The organism is Melghirimyces thermohalophilus (genome assembly GCF_900102685.1).
Lineage (GTDB): Bacteria > Bacillota > Bacilli > Thermoactinomycetales > DSM-45169 > Melghirimyces > Melghirimyces thermohalophilus.
The window spans coordinates 1-18,303 of the sequence record NZ_FMZA01000028.1; the positions used below are offsets into that span (position 1 = coordinate 1).

At 52.7% G+C, this 18,303-nt stretch carries 18 protein-coding genes; 3 read left to right on the plus strand and 15 right to left on the minus strand.

The window, feature by feature from the left end; all coding sequences use genetic code 11:
* A partial coding sequence (locus BLP91_RS15590; RefSeq protein ID WP_143003583.1) for a transposase occupies nt 1-252 on the plus strand: 252 nt, incomplete at its 5' end.
* A gap of 430 nt (nt 253-682) precedes the next feature.
* Here the strand turns inward: BLP91_RS15590 and BLP91_RS15595 are convergent.
* From BLP91_RS15595 to BLP91_RS15630, 8 genes are all read right to left on the minus strand, one after another.
* Nucleotides 683-1,312, minus strand: a complete 630-nt coding sequence (locus BLP91_RS15595; RefSeq protein WP_176758039.1) for a histidine phosphatase family protein — start codon at nt 1,310-1,312, stop codon at nt 683-685.
* Nucleotides 1,313-1,848: 536 nt separating this feature from the next.
* Nucleotides 1,849-2,310 (minus strand): hypothetical protein, encoded by a 462-nt coding sequence (locus tag BLP91_RS15600; RefSeq protein WP_091573041.1) that lies wholly within the window; start codon nt 2,308-2,310, stop codon nt 1,849-1,851.
* Between the two features lie 93 nt (nt 2,311-2,403).
* Nucleotides 2,404-3,453, minus strand: coding sequence for a LacI family DNA-binding transcriptional regulator (locus tag BLP91_RS15605; RefSeq protein WP_091573042.1), 1,050 nt, complete (start codon nt 3,451-3,453; stop codon nt 2,404-2,406).
* Complete coding sequence (locus BLP91_RS15610; protein WP_091573043.1) at nt 3,437-4,264, minus strand: carbohydrate ABC transporter permease; 828 nt, start codon at nt 4,262-4,264, stop codon at nt 3,437-3,439. Before BLP91_RS15610 ends, BLP91_RS15605 begins: the two co-directional genes overlap by 17 nt.
* A 15-nt stretch (nt 4,265-4,279) precedes the next feature.
* Entirely contained in the window at nt 4,280-5,584 is a 1,305-nt protein-coding gene (locus tag BLP91_RS15615; protein WP_091573044.1) for a carbohydrate ABC transporter permease, read from the minus strand.
* 131 nt (nt 5,585-5,715) lie between these two features.
* Complete coding sequence (locus BLP91_RS15620; protein WP_091573045.1) at nt 5,716-6,993, minus strand: ABC transporter substrate-binding protein; 1,278 nt, start codon at nt 6,991-6,993, stop codon at nt 5,716-5,718.
* A 322-nt stretch (nt 6,994-7,315) separates the two neighbouring features.
* Nucleotides 7,316-8,353, minus strand: coding sequence for a Gfo/Idh/MocA family protein (locus BLP91_RS15625; RefSeq protein ID WP_425412242.1), 1,038 nt, complete (start codon nt 8,351-8,353; stop codon nt 7,316-7,318).
* A gap of 22 nt (nt 8,354-8,375) precedes the next feature.
* Complete coding sequence (locus BLP91_RS15630) at nt 8,376-9,344, minus strand: sugar phosphate isomerase/epimerase family protein (protein WP_091573047.1); 969 nt, start codon at nt 9,342-9,344, stop codon at nt 8,376-8,378.
* Between the two features lie 671 nt (nt 9,345-10,015).
* Between BLP91_RS15630 and BLP91_RS15635 the strand changes: the two genes are divergently transcribed.
* Both BLP91_RS15635 and BLP91_RS15640 read left to right on the plus strand, forming a co-directional pair.
* The gene (locus BLP91_RS15635; protein WP_091573048.1) at nt 10,016-10,414 is read left to right on the plus strand and encodes an Rrf2 family transcriptional regulator; all 399 of its coding nucleotides are present in this window, start codon (nt 10,016-10,018) and stop codon (nt 10,412-10,414) included.
* A gap of 155 nt (nt 10,415-10,569) precedes the next feature.
* Nucleotides 10,570-11,205, plus strand: coding sequence for a class I SAM-dependent methyltransferase (locus tag BLP91_RS15640; protein ID WP_091573049.1), 636 nt, complete (start codon nt 10,570-10,572; stop codon nt 11,203-11,205).
* Nucleotides 11,206-11,402: 197 nt separating this feature from the next.
* Here BLP91_RS15640 and BLP91_RS15645 read toward each other — a convergent pair whose 3' ends face one another.
* The 7 genes from BLP91_RS15645 to BLP91_RS15675 all read right to left on the minus strand — a co-directional run bounded on the left by BLP91_RS15645 (nt 11,403) and on the right by BLP91_RS15675 (nt 18,300).
* A complete protein-coding gene (locus BLP91_RS15645) occupies nt 11,403-11,852 on the minus strand; it encodes a PTS sugar transporter subunit IIA (RefSeq protein WP_091573050.1) in 450 nt (149 codons plus the stop codon).
* Nucleotides 11,849-13,237, minus strand: a complete 1,389-nt coding sequence (locus tag BLP91_RS15650; protein ID WP_091573051.1) for a PTS fructose transporter subunit IIC — start codon at nt 13,235-13,237, stop codon at nt 11,849-11,851. The genes BLP91_RS15645 and BLP91_RS15650 overlap by 4 nt, the downstream gene beginning before the upstream one ends.
* Before the next feature lie 30 nt (nt 13,238-13,267).
* Nucleotides 13,268-14,203: a 1-phosphofructokinase gene (gene pfkB / locus BLP91_RS15655; protein ID WP_091573052.1), complete on the minus strand. Its 936-nt coding sequence runs from the start codon at nt 14,201-14,203 to the stop codon at nt 13,268-13,270.
* A 13-nt stretch (nt 14,204-14,216) separates the two neighbouring features.
* Nucleotides 14,217-14,978: a DeoR/GlpR family DNA-binding transcription regulator gene (locus BLP91_RS15660; RefSeq protein WP_091573053.1), complete on the minus strand. Its 762-nt coding sequence runs from the start codon at nt 14,976-14,978 to the stop codon at nt 14,217-14,219.
* Between the two features lie 155 nt (nt 14,979-15,133).
* Nucleotides 15,134-15,340 carry a hypothetical protein gene (locus BLP91_RS15665; protein WP_091573054.1) on the minus strand — a complete coding sequence of 69 codons (207 nt, stop codon included), beginning with the start codon at nt 15,338-15,340 and terminating at the stop codon, nt 15,134-15,136.
* A gap of 265 nt (nt 15,341-15,605) precedes the next feature.
* Nucleotides 15,606-16,922, minus strand: coding sequence for a (Fe-S)-binding protein (locus BLP91_RS15670; RefSeq protein ID WP_091573055.1), 1,317 nt, complete (start codon nt 16,920-16,922; stop codon nt 15,606-15,608).
* On the minus strand, nt 16,915-18,300 hold the full coding sequence (locus tag BLP91_RS15675; RefSeq protein WP_425412243.1) for an FAD-binding oxidoreductase: 1,386 nt from the start codon (nt 18,298-18,300) through the stop codon (nt 16,915-16,917). The genes BLP91_RS15670 and BLP91_RS15675 overlap by 8 nt, the downstream gene beginning before the upstream one ends.
* Between the last annotated feature and the right edge of the window lie 3 nt (nt 18,301-18,303).

An 18,303-nucleotide genomic window follows, 5' to 3' on the forward strand; every position in this document is an offset into this window, starting at 1 on the left:
AAAGTCATCACCCGACACGTGTGGGAAAAACATAAGGAAAAAGTGCGAGCCCATCGCCTTTCCTCTACGGGAAAATACCTGTACAAAAAACGGAAAGAGACGATCGAGCGAAGCTTTGCAGACGCGAAAGAGCTGCACGGGCTTCGCTACTGCCGGTTGAGGGGAAGGGAAAAGGTCCAAGAGCAAGCGCTGATGACGGCCGCAGCGCAAAACATCAAGAAGATTGCCAACCACCTAACCAAAGCCGGTTAGGTGGTTGGGAGGCCTTTTTGATCCAGGTTTTGATACGTCGATGAGCTGGTTTTGTCCATAAAAAAAAGTGTGGAGAAAGCAGTGAAGGGCTTTCTCCACACTCTGAAAGCCGCTTAAGCGGCTTTTTTAGGGTTGGGGATGTGATCGATAAAAAATACGGATCGTAGCAGAGAGAAAGGGATCCCCAACGTAGCCAGCAGGATGCCTGCCATCGACAACCAGCATCCATGCTATCTGACACGCACCTCAATCACCCGGTAGATGACTAGAAAGAGCTGCCGGAAAAACTTACAAAATGAGGGTAAATAGAGGATGACAAAATACCTTCGTCAAAAATAAAAGGAGTTTCATATACTCCTTCTACTTTTGGTAAAAAGGGCATGGCACTAAAAAGAGGCTGTCGAGAAAATCGTGACAGCCTCTCTGGCACTTAGCGAGTGCCGTCTGCTTGCGGTTTCGGGGAGAGCAGATGGTCCACCTGGTTGATTGCTTCCACCTGCCAGCCCTCTGTGTCGCTGTAGCGAAGGCGGCAAATACCGGTGTTTCCAATGCGGGAACGCCCCGGGCCATACTGGCCGTCACTGGCCACTGCCAAAAATGCGTTGATGCTGCCACCGTGACTGACGACGGCGATCCGTTGATCAGGGTGATGGCGCACCAGTTCTCCCAAGATGTCTGTCATGCGCCTGGTCGTCTCTTCCACTTTTTCCACACCGTATTGACCGCCTTGATGCCAGATGGTTCGCCAGTGTTCCGGGTGGCGTTGGATCACCTCATCGATCAGCAATCCTTCCCATTCGCCTAAATTTCGTTCCCGGAGCGACGGCAGCTGATGAACATCCAGTCCCCGGTCGGCGGCGACGCATGCTGCCGTTTGGGCCGCACGGGCCAAGTCGCTGGAATAAATTGCGTCAAAGGGGATGTCCCGGAGGAATTCCCCCAATCGACGGGCTTGCTCTTTCCCTTGCGGGGAGAGCGGCTCATCCCAGTGCCCCTGCACCCGTCGTTCCCGATTCCACCGTGTCTCCCCGTGTCGGATCAGATAGACTTCCGTTTCCATTCCCATCCTCTCCTCTCATGTTCCCCACACTTATGAATCACCCTGATTGAAAACGATGCTTCTCTCGATTCCATATCAGTTCGGCGGCGATCACCGTCCACCGTGCTCCCGGGAAAGGTGGCGAACTGATCTGCCAACGGGAAGCGAGCCGCTCCGATTCTCTCAGATGAAAGCGGGTTAACTCCCATCATTTTTCCCCGAACCGCAATCAGGATCACCGCGTCACGCTGCTGTTCAAGTGAAAGGGTTAAAGTCGCTCCCTCTCGGTTTCAACGGGGTGGGTGACAGCTTGGGTACGGGGATACGAGGTCAGCTTTCCCTGGTCCCCACCCGGATCCGACTCTATTTGCCTTCCTCCGCCACAGGAGACACTGACGATGAGCAGAGAGACCAGGAGTCAACCCTTCCATCATTGCGGCATTGCGTACACTGCTTGAGTGTTACCTCTATTTTATCGGAAAAGAGACGGTATAGACCATCCGCCCGTCCGCCCCATCACCCGGATATAAAAACACCCGCAGGTGAACCCTGCAGGTTTACTCAAAAGAAGTGACCGGACGGATCACGGTTTTCCCTTTTTCCTCTACACGCTGAAAAACCGCCTGATCATCCCGCAACGGTTTGATCCGCTCCGCAAAATTACCGTGTCCGCTATAGTTTACGTAATGAATGACTTTGTCCTCTTTGGTAAATACGAGTAAATCTTCATTTTTCTCCAGTTTTGAAGTTAGTTTCTCGCCTTTTTTCCATTGGAATCCCAAAGCTTGATCGATTTCCTTCGCGGTTGTCCCGGGACCGAAAATATACAGCTGATCCCAGGAAAAACGGGTCACATAATTCATGCGAAGGATGCCGTTTCCCTGTCCGCCGTCAACACTTCGCTCCAGTTGTTTGACCGCGGTGTCCAGATCTTTCTCCAAACTGGGCTGTGGATTGCCGCAGGCGGTCAGAAGTAGACACAAAGCTGCTATTGTGAAAACGGAACGCAAAGTGCTCACGCCGCATCCCTCCTTCCCCTTATCACCTTTGTGTCCCTCCATATTATACAACAGCTTACACTGTTAAGGACCCCTGTGAATATGGCAAACCAATCACGAATCTAGGGATGTGCTCTCTCTCACCACCAGCTGATGGGGGATGGTGATATCCCCACCGGCAATCGAGGGATCTTCAAGCTGATTCACCAATAACGTAGCTGCTTTAAACCCCATTTCAAAGGGTGAATGGCGAATGGTGGTCAGACGGGGGTTGACGATGGATGCCAGTTCCTCATCGTCGAAACCCGCCAGCGCCATCCCCTTCGGGACCGGGATTCCCGACTCCTTTAAATACTGGAGCGCACCAGCGGCCATTCGGTCACAGGCGCAAAAGACCGCATCGGGACGCTGGGGAGCCTGTAGAATGGACTTCATTCCTTCATATCCGTCCTGCAGGTGAAAACCCTGCCGTTCCACAACCCATTCCGCGCGGAGAGGCTGCCCTCGTTTCTTAAGGGCTTCCTGAAATCCCTCAAGGCGTTCTCTCCCCGAGGCGAGGTCCCACAGCGGCCCGGAAATGATGCCGAGATTCTGATATCCACAATCGAGCAGATGGGAAGTCACCTCAAAAGCGGCTCGGCGGTTATTCAGATAGACGCAAGGGGCCGCCTTCTCTGCCAACCGCTGACCGATCACCACATAGGGAACGCTTAAACGGTCCAAAGCTTCCTTAAGCGAGCGCTCCACTCGGGCAGCAGCCAGGATCACTCCGTCCATCTGCCGCGCCTGAAAGATCCGCAGCAATTCACTTTCCCGACGCGGTTTTTTTTCAGAGACGGCCAGCATGATGTATGACTGATGTTCCTTCGCCACATGTTCAATCCCTTGTACCAATCCGGAAAAGTAAGGGTTGAAAATTTCCGGGATGATTACACCGATGACACCGGTTTTTTTCTGAATCATACTGCGCGCGACGGCATTGGGCATGTAACCGGTCTCCTCCACCGCCTGTAGGATCCGCTTCTTCAACCCATCGCTGACCGGTTTGGACCGATTCAGCACCCGGGAAACGGTGGAGATGGAGACGCCAGCCCGTTGGGCAACCTCCTTGATCGTTACGTTCTTCCCACCCCCTGTATGCTGGGGATTACTCTTTGACCGCACCTGATGTCAATCCCGATACGATACGGCGTTGGAACAGGAGGACCATAACCACGAGAGGGATGGTAACGATCACGGAGGCGGCGGAGATGTCCGCCCAGGGGATGGAGAAGCGGCCCTGGAAGAGAGCGATCCCCACAGGAACGGTCTTCATCCCTTCTTCCGTGTTGATGGTTAAGGCAAAGAAAAACTCGTTCCAGGCTGCGATAAACACCAGGATCGCCGTGGTAAAGGTGCCCGGCACCGCCAGCGGAAAGATCACTTTCCACAAGGCCTGCCAGGTAGTGGCCCCGTCCATCTTGGCGGCCTCCTCCAACTCGAAGGGGATCTTACGGAAAAAATTGGTCATATTCCACAAGGCCAAGGGCAGGGCAAAGGTGGTATAGGGGATGATCAGCCCCAGGTAACTATTGGTCAATTCTGTCGACTGCATAAACATGAAAATCGGGGAGAGGGTAGCGATCTGCGGGAACATGCTGACCGCCAACACAATCCCCAGAACGATCGACTTGCCCCAAAACCGAAGTCGGGCGATGGCATAGGCGGCAATCGAGGCCACAAAGACACAGTAGACAGTGGTCACCACCGCCACCACAGTGCTGTTCCACATGTAGCTGGCGAAGGGATAGTCCGTAAACACCTTGACGTAGTTATCCAAGGTGGGATTGTCAGTCAGAATCCGAAAGGCATCCGCACCGAACAACTCTCCCGCCGGCTTAATTGATGTGATCGCCAACCAGAAGAAGGGGAACAGCACGGCGATCAGGAAACCAGCCAGAAACAGATAGAAGAAGAATCCAGGTTTATTCCGCATCTCGTTCACCTCCCGCTATTTTCCGCTTCCATCGCTGATCAGATCCCGGCCGAGCAGCTTGACAAAGATCATGCTGATGATCGCGATACAGATAAACACAATCACGGCCAGAGCGGATCCCTCGCCGAAATTCATCTGAGAAAACATCGTTTTATAGGCGTAGACGGAAATTGTCTCCGTGGCGTTGGCCGGTCCGCCGCCGGTGAGAACGTAGATCAGATCGAAGACCCGGAAGGCATCCAACAACCGGAACAACAGAGCGACCAGCACCGTCGTCCGCAACATGGGCAGCGTAATTTTAAAAAATTGCTGCACCTTGCTCGCTCCATCCACTTCCGCCGCTTCGTACAAATTCTTGGGGATGGTTTGCAATCCGGCCAAAATCAACAAAGCCATAAAGGGTGTGGTCTTCCAAACGTCGGCAAAAATAACGGCGAACATTGACCAGAATTTAGTGGTTAAAAGAGTTCCCATATCCGGAATCAAGCCCACTTCCGTGAACAGTTTGGCCATCACCCCGTTTTGACCGTCAAACAAAAACTTCCACATCAAAGCGGCTACCGCCGTCGGCAACGCCCAAGGGATCAACACGGATGCCCGCACCAGACCGCGACCGAAAAACTGCCGATTGATCAAAAGAGCGATGGCCATCCCCAGCACCAGTTCCAGCGAGACGGAGATCACCGTAAAGATCATCGTATTGCTTAAGGAGGCCCACATCCGATGATCTTGGAAGTAATTGGCGTAATATTGGAGGCCGACAAAATTGGGCTCGATAAAGGCGCTTAAAAGACCTTTGGCTAGCCCCACCACTTGTCGGGATTCGTCCAACTGTTCCGCCTTTTCCATCGACTCTAAATTCTTTTTCACCCCAGTTATGAGCTGGGTGGCGTTGTGAACCTTCTCCTCATCTAAATGCACACTTTTCATGTTTTGGGGGACCTTTTTCCCCTCATTCAGAATCTGGTTCACCTGTTGATAGGTATCAGCTAGCTCCTCGTCGCTTTCCAATGTGGAGCGGGCTTTTAATACGTCCTGTTTGATATTTTTTAGCCGCTCTTTATGCTTCCCCTCCGCCTTTTCAATCTCGTGATCCAGGGAGGATACCAGAAACGGCATGACATTAGCATAGCGCTCCACATTGATACCGTAACTGGCGTGTGGCTCCAATTTCGTGGGATCGTTTAAACGAACATCATACAAACTCAGGTAAAAGGATCGACCCACCGGATAGATAGCAATCACCAGGATGAGCAACATGGCGGGTAGAATCAGGAGATAACCCAGACTGCGTTCCGACAGCCCCTTCCCTTTTTTCATGTTTTCACCACTTTTCTCCGTTGATTTCGGCTTTGTGCCCCTGCGGATTTTCCTGATCAGCTGTGAGAGACGGAGAGGCCGCAGGCTCAAGCGCCTCTCCGGCCAACGATTCCAGATCGATCGCGAAGCGGTCAGTTGACGACAGCTTTCAGCTTCTTATCCATTCGTTTTACCGCTTCTTTCGGTGTCTGCTCCCCGGCCAGGGTTTTGGAGACTTCAATCTGGATGATTTCCGAGATTTTGGGGTAAGCCGGGGAGATCGGGCGGGGAACGGCAGCTTTCAGCCCTTGGATATACTCTTCATTTTCAAACAATGGGCTGGCTTTTTTCACGTCCTCATCGTCAAAGAGAGGCAAGTAGGTTGGCGCCAGTCCCCCTTCGATGGCGGAGATCTTCTGCCCTTTGGGTCCGTTCATAAATTTGATGAACTCCCAGGCTTCCTGTTTGTGATCGGAGTTTTTATTGATCCCGGTCATCCAGCCGCCCAGAGCAGGCGCGCTCCGCTCGTCCCCTTTCGGCAGCGGAGCCACCTCCACATCGCCTTTCACCTCGGAACTCTCTTGGTTCATCACCGCGTAGTGGTAGGGCCATTGCCGATTAAAGACGGCTTCTCCTTCCCCGTAAATCGCGTCAGTCTCAATTTCGGTAATCGTGGTCACATTGCCCGGCACCATATCGGATTGGGCGATTTTGGCCATCATGCTCAGACCCTGCATCGTATCCTCGCTATCGATGGCTACCTTCCCCTGTTCATCCAGCACTTCCCCGCCGTAGGAGCCGATGTACTCGATAAAATTGCAGACCAGCCCTTCATATTGCTTCCCCTGGAAAATGAAGCCGTATTTCGTCCCTTTGGTCCCTTGGTACTCTTTTGACTGTTGCAACAGCTCATCCCATGTTTCCGGCGGCTCCTTCACGATATCGCTTCGGTAGTAGAGGAGGCCGGTGTCCATAAATTTGGGCATCGCCCATTGCTGGCCGTTGTAACGGGCGGCCTCCACCGCCCCTTCCACATAATCGTCCATATGGATCCCGTCCCGCTGGATATAACGGTCCAGCGGCTCCAGGTAACCTGCCTGGGCAAACTCCGCCGGCCACACCACATCTAGATCAAACACATCGATCTCATCGGATCCGCCGCTGAACATGGTGACATACTGATCATGACTGGTTCCGGTATCAGCCGGCATCTCCTTCAATTGGACATCGATGTCAGGGTGTTCTTTTTCAAAGGCGTTGATAATCTTTTCAGTCGCCTCGGTCTGATCTTTTCCCCGGGCGAAAGTGATGGTGACCTTGTCGCCTTCCTCTTCGCCCTTCGCCTGATCGGTGCTGATATTGCAAGCCGTCAGGGAAAAAGCCAACAGGGCCGATAAGCCTGTAAAAGCGATCTTTTTCCACCGTTTCAAGTGATGAACCCCCTTGAGAATGGTTTGAAAATTAGGAGGTGTGAAACCACCTCCTCCCTGTCATCACTTTTAAAAATTTGAAGTATCATTCGATTCAAAGCGAAGGTACGTTGCACTCCAAAGCACCAGATGAGCTGACCCCGAGGGAGGACATGCATTAAGAGTGCTCAGGGCAACGGACATCTAAAGACGGGTTTGCTCTGCCCACAGCAGGATGACTGGGGCAGGACACTCCCACTTTTCAAGGACAGCATGGGAGGACAAGTGATCTGGCGAAACTTTCTCCTAAAGGTCTCCACTCCCCATTTCACGACTCATTCGGTCACAAGGACGGCACCCGCAGGATGGTACGTTTTTCCGAGGCTTCCAACGCGGTCAGGATCACCTGCAGGGACTTCATTCCCTCTGTCCCGGGCACAAGGGGCTCATATCCCCCTTGAATCGAATCGATGAAAGCTTGGATCACACCGCTTTCTGTCTGCCCGCCCTCTTCGTTGGTGGCAACCCCGCCAACTTTATATTTTTCCACTGTCCCGTCAGTACGGTGAACCACTACTGGATGTTCCGGGTCCTCGGCGATGCGGATATGGCCACCCTCGCAATAGAGGACCGTGCTGTTGTCTTCACCGGGATAGTGGGTCCAGCTGGCGGTGAGAGTGCCGATGATACCGCTTTCAGTTCGCAGGATGAGGGCGGCATGATCTTCCACATCGGTCTTTTCTTTGTCCAATGTGTCCACAAACGCCCCCACTTCACTGATTTCCTCCTCCAACAACCATCGGATCAGGTCGGTTTTGTGGACGCCCAGATCCCCCATCGCACCGACAAAGGCCCGTTCCTTCTGGAAAAACCAGCCCCCAGGCCCTTCCACGCTCCATCCTTCCGGCCCCCCATGGGCAAAGGCGGTCCGGAAGCTGAGCACCCGGCCCAAGCTGCCGCCGGAGAGGATTTCCTTCGCCTTCACGTGGGGCGGCATCAGCCGTTGGTTATGACCGATCATCAATTGGACCCCGTTTTCCCGAGCGGTTTGGATCATCCCTTCCGCCTCCTCCCGGGAAGTGGCCATCGGCTTCTCGCAAAGGACGTGGAGACCCGCCTTCATCGCATCGATGGAAATCGGGGCATGATCGGCATTGGGCGTACAGACGCTAACCGCATCCAAATCTTCAACCTGCAGCATTTCCCGGTAGTCGGTGTAAACCTTGCCGCCATGTTGTCGGGCCGCATCACGGGCCCGGCTCTCTTCGGTGTCGCAGAAGGCGGCCAACTCCACCGAGTCCAAAGCAGCATACTCCGGGATGTGCCGATGAATCGCGATGCTGCCGTTACCGATAACACCTACGCGAATTTTTTTACTCAATCCCATCTCTCCTCTCCGTCGTTTAGACCCACCATGCCTCGGCAGGCTGTTCTCTGATGATGATCGGCTTCAGATTTTCCACTGCTTTTTGGAATCCTTCTTCGATGGACATCATGGCATCTTCGTGTTCAATGCTGACCACATAATCATAGCCAAACTGACGGAGCGCACTGATCATGTTTGTCCATTCCTGCATACTGTGACCGTAACCGACCGTGCGGAAAATCCAGGACCGATCCTGAAGGTTGGCATAAGATTGCATATCGGTCAGACCGTGCATATTGACCTGCTCAGGATCGATGTAAGTATCTTTGGCATGGAAGTGGTGAATCGCGTTTTCCCGTCCTAGGATCTTGATGGCGGCTACCGGATCGATTCCCTGCCACCACAGGTGACTCGGGTCGAGGTTGGCGCCAATCACTTCTCCCACCTCTTCCCGCAGCCGGAGCAGCGTCGCCGGTGTGTGAACGGAGAAGCCGCCGTGCAGTTCCAGAGCAACTTTCACCTGGTGGTCCTTGGCAAACTGGCCCGCCTCTTTCCAGTAGGGGATAATCTTCTCCTTCCACTGCCATTCCATCACTTCCCGGTACTCGTTGGGCCAGGGAGCAACGGGCCAGTTGGGATATTTGGCTCCTTCATGATCCCCCGGGGTTCCGGAGAAACAGTTGATCACTGGCACTTCCAGCTTTTCCGCCAGTTTAACCGTCTTTTGAAACAGCTCACGGGACTCCTTGGCAAAAGCGGTATCCGGCGTCAGCGGGTTGCCGTGGCAGGAAAGGGAACCGATCATCAAACCGCGATCCTCCACCGCTTTTTTAAAGGCTTTCAGCTTCCCTTCATCTTCCAGCAGAACATCGGGATCGCAGTGGGCATTCCCGGGATATCCCCCCGTCCCCAGCTCCACGGCATCCAGTCCAGCTGCAGCTACATCATCCAACATCTGCTCAAAGGATTTCTCAGAGAACAAAACCGTAAATACACCCAACTTCATCGGTGGAAGACCTCCTTTTGAAATCGTTATCATTTGAACCTATCAAAAACGTCCCAAAACATGAACCCAAACCACTTCCGTCTTCTCCCCGGGAGCATCGCGGACAGATCCAACCGGCGGAAACGATACAAGCTTTCCAACCACTATGGGGATATCAGAGCCCAGCTCGTCCATCTCAGAAGGAGCGGGCAGCCGATTCCCGAGGGAAGATTGCATCAATACAAACCATTGGCACTCTTTGTAATGAGGAAAACGTTTTCCTGATTAGAGAATAGATAATTTTTTGTCAGGTTGCAAGGGAGAATTTCAGTTCGACCCACTCGTCTCCTCCTTTTTCTCCGGGCTGACTTATTCTTATAGGAAATCACCGAAAAACTGTAACCCACCGGGTTTTCGTAAATCCGTCCAATCTATCATCGCCTAGTGAAAACGGCAAAGGATCATTCCATCAGTAACAAAAGCGGGAAATCATCGACTCACCTGTTCTTAACCTCGGTGCCCCGCAGAACCCGGATGCGAGTGATCGCTCACCAATACCCGCCCAACGATTAACCATCTGCCGTCGGCGACTAGTTTTACAAATTGAATCATACAACCGGAAGAGCTCCATTGCTTTTTCGGCCATATTAAAGTTATCATAGATCTATAATATCTACGATCGGGGTGGAAAGATGAAGTATTCAAAAGCGACAAACTATGCTCTTCACACGATGCTTTATTTGTGTTCCGTTTCGTCCGACAAACCGGTAGGCGTTCAGCAGCTCGCCCAGAAGCAAGGCGTCTCTCCCTCATATCTTTCGAAAATACTCACGAAGTTGGTGAAAGCGGAGCTGATCGAGTCATCTTCGGGGGCCAACGGGGGATACCGGCTGAAGGGCAGGAAAGAGGATATTTCCTTTCTGGACATCATTCATGCGGTGGAAGGGAGCGCTTCGCTGTTTGAATGCTGTGGCAGCGAGGATTCCCGTTGCGTGATCCAGCAGGTGATGCTGGCCGCCGAGGAAGCAATGGAGCGGCATCTTGAGAACACTAAAATGATCGAGCTTGTTGATACATCCTCTTGTGATTGAAGGAGCCATGCCAATTTTTGCGTATTAGTACCTGACAAAGGCTTTGCGATATGAGCTGCGATTGTTCCAATGCCGCCGATGAACCGGCCAATCCGGAAAAGGGAGATCACCCCCAGCCCTAAATGCAGGAAAATCAATTCTGAGGAGTGAATACTGTGAGAGATCATGAGGGGCATAGACACCATCATGAACCAACAAAGCATCAAGAAAAATTTGACCCGAAACGCCTCCAAAAGATGGAGTCCCAGTGGCAACGCTATATGAATCCGGCAACCATTCTGCCGAAATTCCTGACCCGCTCGAACCTGACGATAGTCGATCTGGGTTGTGGGGCAGGCTATTTCACGATTCCCGCTGCAAAAATGCTCCACAATGGCCACGTCTATGCAGTCGACCAGCTGGAAGAGATGGTGCATACCACCCTCAACCGGGCCCGTGCCGAAGCTCTGACCAACATGGAGGGCATGGTCGCCGCAGCCACCCATCTCCCGATTCCAACCGCTTCAGTCGACGCGGTGCTGATGTCCATGGTGTTTCATCATGTGGACGAACCAGCGCAGACATTGGATGAAATCAGAAGAGTACTGAAGCCAAACGGGATTTTGTTCATAGTAGAGTGGGACCGCGTGGACACCGAATTCGGGCCGCCCATGCAGATTCGACTCCGGCCGGATGGGCTTTGTGCCCTGCTGACAGACCATCACTATACGATTCATGATGTCTCTCATTTGGACATGGAGCCAGCTGTCTACTTTATCGAAGCACGAAGCCCCTCAATGGTAGTCGAGTGAAGAAGAGCCCTTCTTTTCGAAGCTCATGGACAGAATGCCGAAATAAGACTTCTACCAAATGAGTTCGTTAACGTCGGGATTTAGGTCCTAATCGAAAGGGAAAAAAACCTCCCGGAATCCTGACAAGATTTCCGGGAGTCTTGCTTCCATTTATTTTACCGGTTTAATCTAAGATCCCGACCGGATCCTTGATTCGATTACGATTTCAGCGCTTCTAACACCTTTTCTGGAGAATCGGCCTGTTTTAAGCCCTCCCGAAAGGATGCGTGCATCAGGCGCCGGGACAGATCGGCGAGAATCTGCAGGTGAGCGTCACCCGCTTGTGCTTCGGGAACGGCGATCAAAAAGACGAAGCGGGCGATCTCCTCCTGTTCCCGATCCCAGATGATCCCGCGGCGGAGGCGGGCAAAGGCGACGGCCGGCTGTTGGACCGCCTCCGATTTCCCGTGGGGAATGGCCACGTCGAAGCCGATCGCCGTCGACCCCTGCTCCTCCCGTTTTAACACCGTCTCGATGTATGAAGCCGGATCGGTCAGCACCCCGTCTTTCTCCAGGGAGTCAGCCAATTGGCGAATCACTTCTTCCCGGGACTCCGCCGCCAACTCCAACCGGATCCACTCCGGTCGGATCAGTTCTTGGATGTTCATGATTGTTCAGCCTCCTGTGCAGGGATGTTTTTTTTCAACAAGGAAACAAGAACGGCGGTGACCACCATACCCACAGCGATCGCCAACAGGAAGGCGCCGATATTTCCTACCGCATGGGGGATCGGTAAGACGAAGATGCCCCCGTGAGGAGCGCGCAAGGTACTGCCCAGCCCCATGGCCAATCCACCGGCAACCGCCGAGCCGACGACGAGAGAGGGAATCACCCGGAAGGGATCTCCGGCAGCAAAGGGGATCGCACCCTCTGTGACGAAAGAGAGGCCGAGCACCCCCGCCGCTTTTCCTGCCTCCCGTTCCTCGGGGGTAAACTTTTTCCGGGTCACCAAGGTGGCCAGCCACAGTCCCAAGGGCGGGGTCATCCCGGCAGCCATCACCGCCGCCATCGGACCGTAGATCTCGCTACCCAACAGGCCCACACTAAAGGTGTAGGCCGCTTTATTGACGGGGCCGCCCACATCAAAAGCCATCATCCCCCCCAACAGAATCCCCATCAATGCCGCATTGGTTGTTCCCAGCGACTGAAGCCAAGCGGTCAATCCATCCATCAGGGCCTTCACCGGTTCTCCGATCACGTAGATCATCAACAGACCAACCACGAGGGTCGCCAAAAAGGGAATGATCAAAACCGGTTTTAACCCTTCCAGGGTTTGGGGGAGGCGGATCCACTCCTTGATCCATTGGGCCAGATAACCGGCGAGAAACCCGGCCACAATTCCTCCGAGAAATCCGGCGCCAGTGTTGGAAGCCAACATACCACCTACCAAGCCCGGGGCCAACCCTGCTTTATCTGCGATCGAATAGGCGATAAATCCTGCCAATACAGGCACCATCAGAGCGAAGGCGCTTTCCGCACCGATCTGCATCAGGTTGGCCGCCAAGGATCCTTCCTGCTCGGCGGCGTTGATCCCGAAGGTGAAGGAGAGGGCGATGATCAGTCCACCGGCCACCACCAGGGGAATCATGAACGAAACCCCATTCATCAAATGTTTATAAGGCCCGGTTCGTTTTTCCGTCCCTTCTGCCGTGGGCGCCGCCTGTCCCCGCTTTTCATCTGCGGGGACCGGCTCCTGGGCCAAGGCTTGTTCGATCAATCCGCCGCCCTGTTTGATCGCTTCGCTCAGGGCTGCTCTTACGACCGGCTTCCCTTGAAAACGGGTTTCCTCCGCATCCACATCTGATGAGAGGATCACCGCGTGGGCCTCCCGGATCTCTTCTTCCGTCAACCGGTTTTCCACCCCGGTGGCTCCGCGGGTCTCCACCTTTATTGGGATCCCTTTCTCTTCAGCGGCTTGCTTCAGTGATTCCGCCGCCATAAAGGTGTGGGCAATCCCAGTTGGACACCCGGTTACCGCAACCAATTTTTTCATGAACCTTCCCTCCTTCGTCTTCTCATCCTATCAACAACTGGACAGTTGGACGCGCTCGGACAGGGATTGCGCCTCTTCCCAGGTGCCAAGCTGAGTCCCCGCTTTTGATGCGGTAGCGGAGCCCGCGGCGACGGAAAAACGGGCCGTCTCCTCCAGGGACCAGCCCCGCACCTTTCCCATCGCCAGGGCGGCCACCATCGTATCCCCGGCTCCGACGGGACTGGCGACGGATATAGCAGGGGGAATCGCCCGGATCCCACGTTCCCCAGCGAAAAACCAAGCTCCTTCCTCTCCGAGGGAGAGGGTGACCAGTCCAATGCCTTCTCTGCACAAATCCACTCCAGCCTTGATTCGATCGTCTTCCTCCGGCAGGCGGCGCCCCAAAACCTGCTCCAACTCCGCCAAGTTGGGTTTGATCACATGAGGGAAACGCTTGATTCCCTCTTTCAGGGGGACGCCGTCGGCATCGAGGAAGACGTGGGTTCGCCGCTGTTTGGCCCGGAGAATCAAGGTCCCGTAAAAATCCGACGGAACCCCCGGCGGGAGACTGCCGGCCAGCACCACCACTTCCGCTTCCGCCAACGCCGCCTCATAAGTTTCCAATAAGGACTTCATATGCTGGTCCTGCACCTGGAACCCCGGCTCATTGACATCGGTCACCCGGCCGGTTTCCTGTTCCATGATCTTCAGATTGGTCCGAGGCTCTCCCTCCACTGCCACAAACCGGTGGTCGATCCCCCAATGGTCCAACTCTTCGATCAAGGCTTTCCCCAAATGACCCCCGACCCATCCTAAAGCCAAGGGCTTCTCCCCCCATTGCTTCAGGGCCCGGGCCACGTTGATCCCTTTCCCCCCCGGATCGGACCGCACATCGGTGATGCGGTTCACCCGCCCTGGAGTGAAGCGGGGGAGACGGATGGTTTTATCGATGGCTGGATTTAATGTAACGGTGACGATGCGTGCCATGTTGCTCTTCCTTTCAGGCCAGGATCACGTCTGTGCCATCATTTTTGATCTGATCCAATAAATCGGCGGAAATTCCCCGATCGGTGATCAAGGTATCGATCGCCGACAGGGGGCAGACTTTGGCGAAGGTGGTTTTGTTCAGTTTGCTGTGGTCGCAGAGGAGAACCACTTCCTTCGCCGATCGAATCATCGCCTGTTTCACCTGGGCCTCCAACAGATGAGGGGTGGTGACTCCCTCTTCGGGATGAAGGCCATTGGTGCCCAAAAATAATTTATCCACCTTCATCATCGAAAGCCCCCTTTCCGCAAGCGGGCCGACCAGGGACAGCGTCTCCCTCCGTACGGTCCCCCCGGTGCTGATCAGCTCCAAGTGTTCCGCCCATTGCAGCTCCTGCAAGATTTGATGGGAGTTGGTCACGATGGTCAACGGGGAACGCCGTTTTAACAATTTGGCCAGCTGGTACGTCGTCGTTCCGGAGTCCAGGAGAACGATTTCATTTTTCTCAATCAGACAGGCTGCCTCTTTCGCAATCCGCTGTTTTTCATCGGCGAATCGATCCCGCTTCTCCAGAAAACTGGGTTCCACTCCCACCGCTTCCCGGGTGATCGCCCCTCCATGGGTGCGGCGCAACAGACCCGCTTCCTCCAGCTCTTTTAGATCCCGGCGAACGGTGGCCTCAGAAACTCCGAAGGTTTCACTCAGCTCCGATACCGCCGCTCGTTGACGCTCCTGCACATATTGCAACATTTGTTGCTGCCGCTCTTCCGTAAACATCGAAAACTCCCTTTCCTGTTTTCGTATGTGATTATATATGATTATCTATGATCGTTACAAGATTATTTGTGATCATTTTTACAAAAACCGGCCCACAACACAGAATAAACCGCCTTCGTGCAGGCGGTTTCACTGATTACCCATCCATCGGAGCATTATTTGAAATAGCTGTTCATTGCCATACAATCATAGCAATAGATCCGATCCGGATCGATCCCCATCAATTCCATCGGTCCCAGGGGTTCCGTTCGTTCTGATAACGCTTGGTTTAATGCCTCTCGGTCCGATTTAGTCTCAATCACCCGGCCACAGGTGTCACAGGTGGCCACATACTCTCCCGTGTTCTGATCCCGTTGAATCATCCCGATCACCTCCCGTTACAGTATCGGGAGAGAGGGTTTATTTCATACAGGTCCCCCCTTACACGCCGGGCACGCGAAAGGGAGGGATTCGTCGCCCGTCGAAACAGAATCCTTCAAAAGCCATCTGGAACCAGCCAAAAATCCAGTTCCAGTAACCGTGCCACCCATCCTACGTATCCGATCCGGGTCAGCAGATAAAATAAAAAAGCCCTCTGAGCAACACATGCTCAAAGGGGCTATTTTCAACCAAACAGATACTTTATGATCAATAATCGTAGGGGTTTCTTCTTTCTGGTCCTGCCTCGTAGAGCAATTCCACGAGATGAACGGCTCGCATCCGATTCTCCAAACCTTCCCTGTGTATACCGAGTTTCATCTGCAACAGACAACCTGGATTTGTAGTAACGATTGTATGGGCGTCAGTTGGTTTTATAGCATCCATTTTTTGATCCAGAATCTTCATCGATTCATCGTATTGAATGATGTTGTATATGCCAGCGGATCCACAACACCGATCCGACCCCTCCATTTCCCGGTAATCGATTCCGGGTATGGACTTCAACAAACGAAGTGGCGGTTCTGCTACGCGCTGCACATTCAACATGTGGCACGACGCTTGGTAGGTTACAATTTCGTGTACAGGTTTTGTAAAAACAAGTGTGTCCAGTTCAACCAACAATTGGCTAATGTCTTTTACTTTGGCAACGAACGCCTTGGCACGTTCTCTCCATTCCGGTTCATCCTCAAACAATTCCTCATACTCGATCAACCTCGCCCCACACCCGCCGGCGTTATTGACGATAAAATCAACATTTTCCCTTTCGAAGGCCTCGATGTTTCGCTTGGCCAGCTCTTTGGACGATCCGAGCTTTCCCGAATGAGCATGCAAGGCACCACAACAAGTCTGCTCATCTGGAATAAAAACATCCACACCCGCTCGAGTCAATAGATCGATCATTTTGGCGTTAATCTTAAAAAAGATGCTATCCATCACACAGCCAGTAAAAAAACCAACTTTGGCTTTGCTTCGGCCGATTGCTTTCGCAACTTTCTGGCGGCGTTTTCTTTCCGCCGGTGAGGGCAAATCAGGTAATACCTGCTCAAATTGACCCAGATGTAGCGGAGCCCATTTGGTCAGACCGGTTTTTTCCAACAAGGACTGCAGACCCGACTTTTTATATAACCAAGTCGCTTGGCCTATCATGTTCATCCAGGTTTTCGATGGAAAAACCTGATCAAAAATGATCTTTTCCGCGATTTTTTGTTTTTTCGTTTTGGGCTTTTGTTCATCCAGAACGCCTTTGGCACTCTCCAAAATCTTACTGTACTCAACATTGGTGGGGCAGACGACAGCACAAGCGTTACATCCTAAGCATTTGTCGATCGGTTCTTGTAGTGCTTCAATGTCAATTTTTCCTTCAGCAAATTGTTTAACGAGATTGATTCGTCCCCGCGGTGAATGGGTTTCCTTTTGCATGGACTCATAAGTTGGACAAGCAGGAAGACAATAACCACAATGAACACAGTCGAAGGTTTTCTCATAATTGATTTTTTCCTGCAGTTGCCTCAATTGATCATCCATCTCGCAACACCAACGAATTTTGATCGGGTTCGGGAAAGATTTTTCCCGGATTCAAAATGTGATTTGGATCCCAGGCCGTTTTGATCCGCCTCATCATATCCAGGGTGATTGATCCCAGCTCTTCTTCCATGAACGGCGACTTCATCGTCCCGATCCCGTGCTCACCCGACAGTGTCCCTCCCAATTCGATCGCCGCGTTGAAAATCTCGCTGACCGCTTGCTCCACTTGGATCATTTCTTCTGTATCCCGTTGGTCACAGATGATATTTGGATGTAGATTTCCGTCACCTGCATGACCAAAAACGACAAGGTGGATATTGTATTTTTCCTTTATCCGATTCAAACGATCGATCATATCGGGAATCTTACTCCTCGGAACTGCTACGTCTTCAGACACTTTTGTCGGCTTAAGCGTCACGATTGCCGGAGAAACCAATTTTCGCGCCTGCCAGAGTTGATCAGCTTCTTCTCGCGATCCGGGAATCACCGTTTCTCGCGCACCAACCTCTCTTACGATGCGATTGGTTTCCTCTATCTCTTTGTTGAGGGTTTCTTCATGTCCGTCTAACTGGATCAACAGAATCGCTTCGGCTTCCACTGGCAGTCCAAGGGGTCGGTAATTTTCCACTGCGATGATGGATGACCGATCCATCAATTCGATTTTGGCTGGCAAGATACCTGATGTCAGCACTTTCGAAATCGCTTTACCAGAAATGACCAAATCGTCAAACACGGCCATCATGGTTTGGGTAGTTGGTGGTTTTGGAATCAGTTTCAGGAACGCTTTGGTGATCACACCGAGGGTGCCTTCCGAACCAACAATCAACTTGGTAAGATCATAACCGGTCACGTTTTTAATCGTTCGTCCGCCGGTACGGATGAACTCCCCTTCCGGAGTCACCACCTCCAGACCCAAGACATAATCTTTCGTCACTCCATACTTCAAACCTTTCGGTCCTCCTGAGTTTTCCGCCAAATTCCCTCCAATCGTGGAAACGTGGGAACTGCTAGGATCGGGAGGATACATTAAACCGTACTTTTCAGCCGCTTTGTTAATTTCCGAGGTGAGAACACCCGGAGAAACGATCGCCACCAGGTCATCCGGATAGATCTCCAATTTCTGTTTCCATTGAGAGAGATCCATCACGATTCCACCCTTGACTGGCAACGGACCGCCACTTAAAGATGTCCCCTGCCCCCTCGGGTAAACGGGTACCCGATATCTGTTAGCCAACTTCAGAACCGCAGAAACCTCATCTACATTCTTAACTTGAACGACCGCATTCGGGAGATAGGTACCGAAAGAGGCGTCGTAACTGTAACTATGCAAATCGGATAGATTCGTAAGTAATTGGTCCTGAGCAAAAATTTTCGACAGTTC

Bases quoted from the DNA above. Each gene is read 5' to 3' on its own strand.
- BLP91_RS15660 (WP_091573053.1), bottom strand. From the start codon at position 14,978: ATGTTTACGGAAGAGCGGCAGCAACAAATGTTGCAATATGTGCAGGAG.
- BLP91_RS15615 (WP_091573044.1), bottom strand. From the start codon at position 5,584: ATGAAAAAAGGGAAGGGGCTGTCGGAACGCAGTCTGGGTTATCTCCTG.
- BLP91_RS15610 (WP_091573043.1), bottom strand. From the start codon at position 4,264: ATGCGGAATAAACCTGGATTCTTCTTCTATCTGTTTCTGGCTGGTTTC.
- BLP91_RS15665 (WP_091573054.1), bottom strand. From the start codon at position 15,340: ATGATTCAACGGGATCAGAACACGGGAGAGTATGTGGCCACCTGTGAC.
- BLP91_RS15670 (WP_091573055.1), bottom strand. From the start codon at position 16,922: ATGGATGATCAATTGAGGCAACTGCAGGAAAAAATCAATTATGAGAAA.
- BLP91_RS15650 (WP_091573051.1), bottom strand. From the start codon at position 13,237: ATGAAAAAATTGGTTGCGGTAACCGGGTGTCCAACTGGGATTGCCCAC.
- pfkB (WP_091573052.1), bottom strand. From the start codon at position 14,203: ATGGCACGCATCGTCACCGTTACATTAAATCCAGCCATCGATAAAACC.
- BLP91_RS15645 (WP_091573050.1), bottom strand. From the start codon at position 11,852: ATGAACATCCAAGAACTGATCCGACCGGAGTGGATCCGGTTGGAGTTG.
- BLP91_RS15595 (WP_176758039.1), bottom strand. From the start codon at position 1,312: ATGGAAACGGAAGTCTATCTGATCCGACACGGGGAGACACGGTGGAAT.
- BLP91_RS15630 (WP_091573047.1), bottom strand. From the start codon at position 9,344: ATGAAGTTGGGTGTATTTACGGTTTTGTTCTCTGAGAAATCCTTTGAG.
- BLP91_RS15635 (WP_091573048.1), top strand. From the start codon at position 10,016: ATGAAGTATTCAAAAGCGACAAACTATGCTCTTCACACGATGCTTTAT.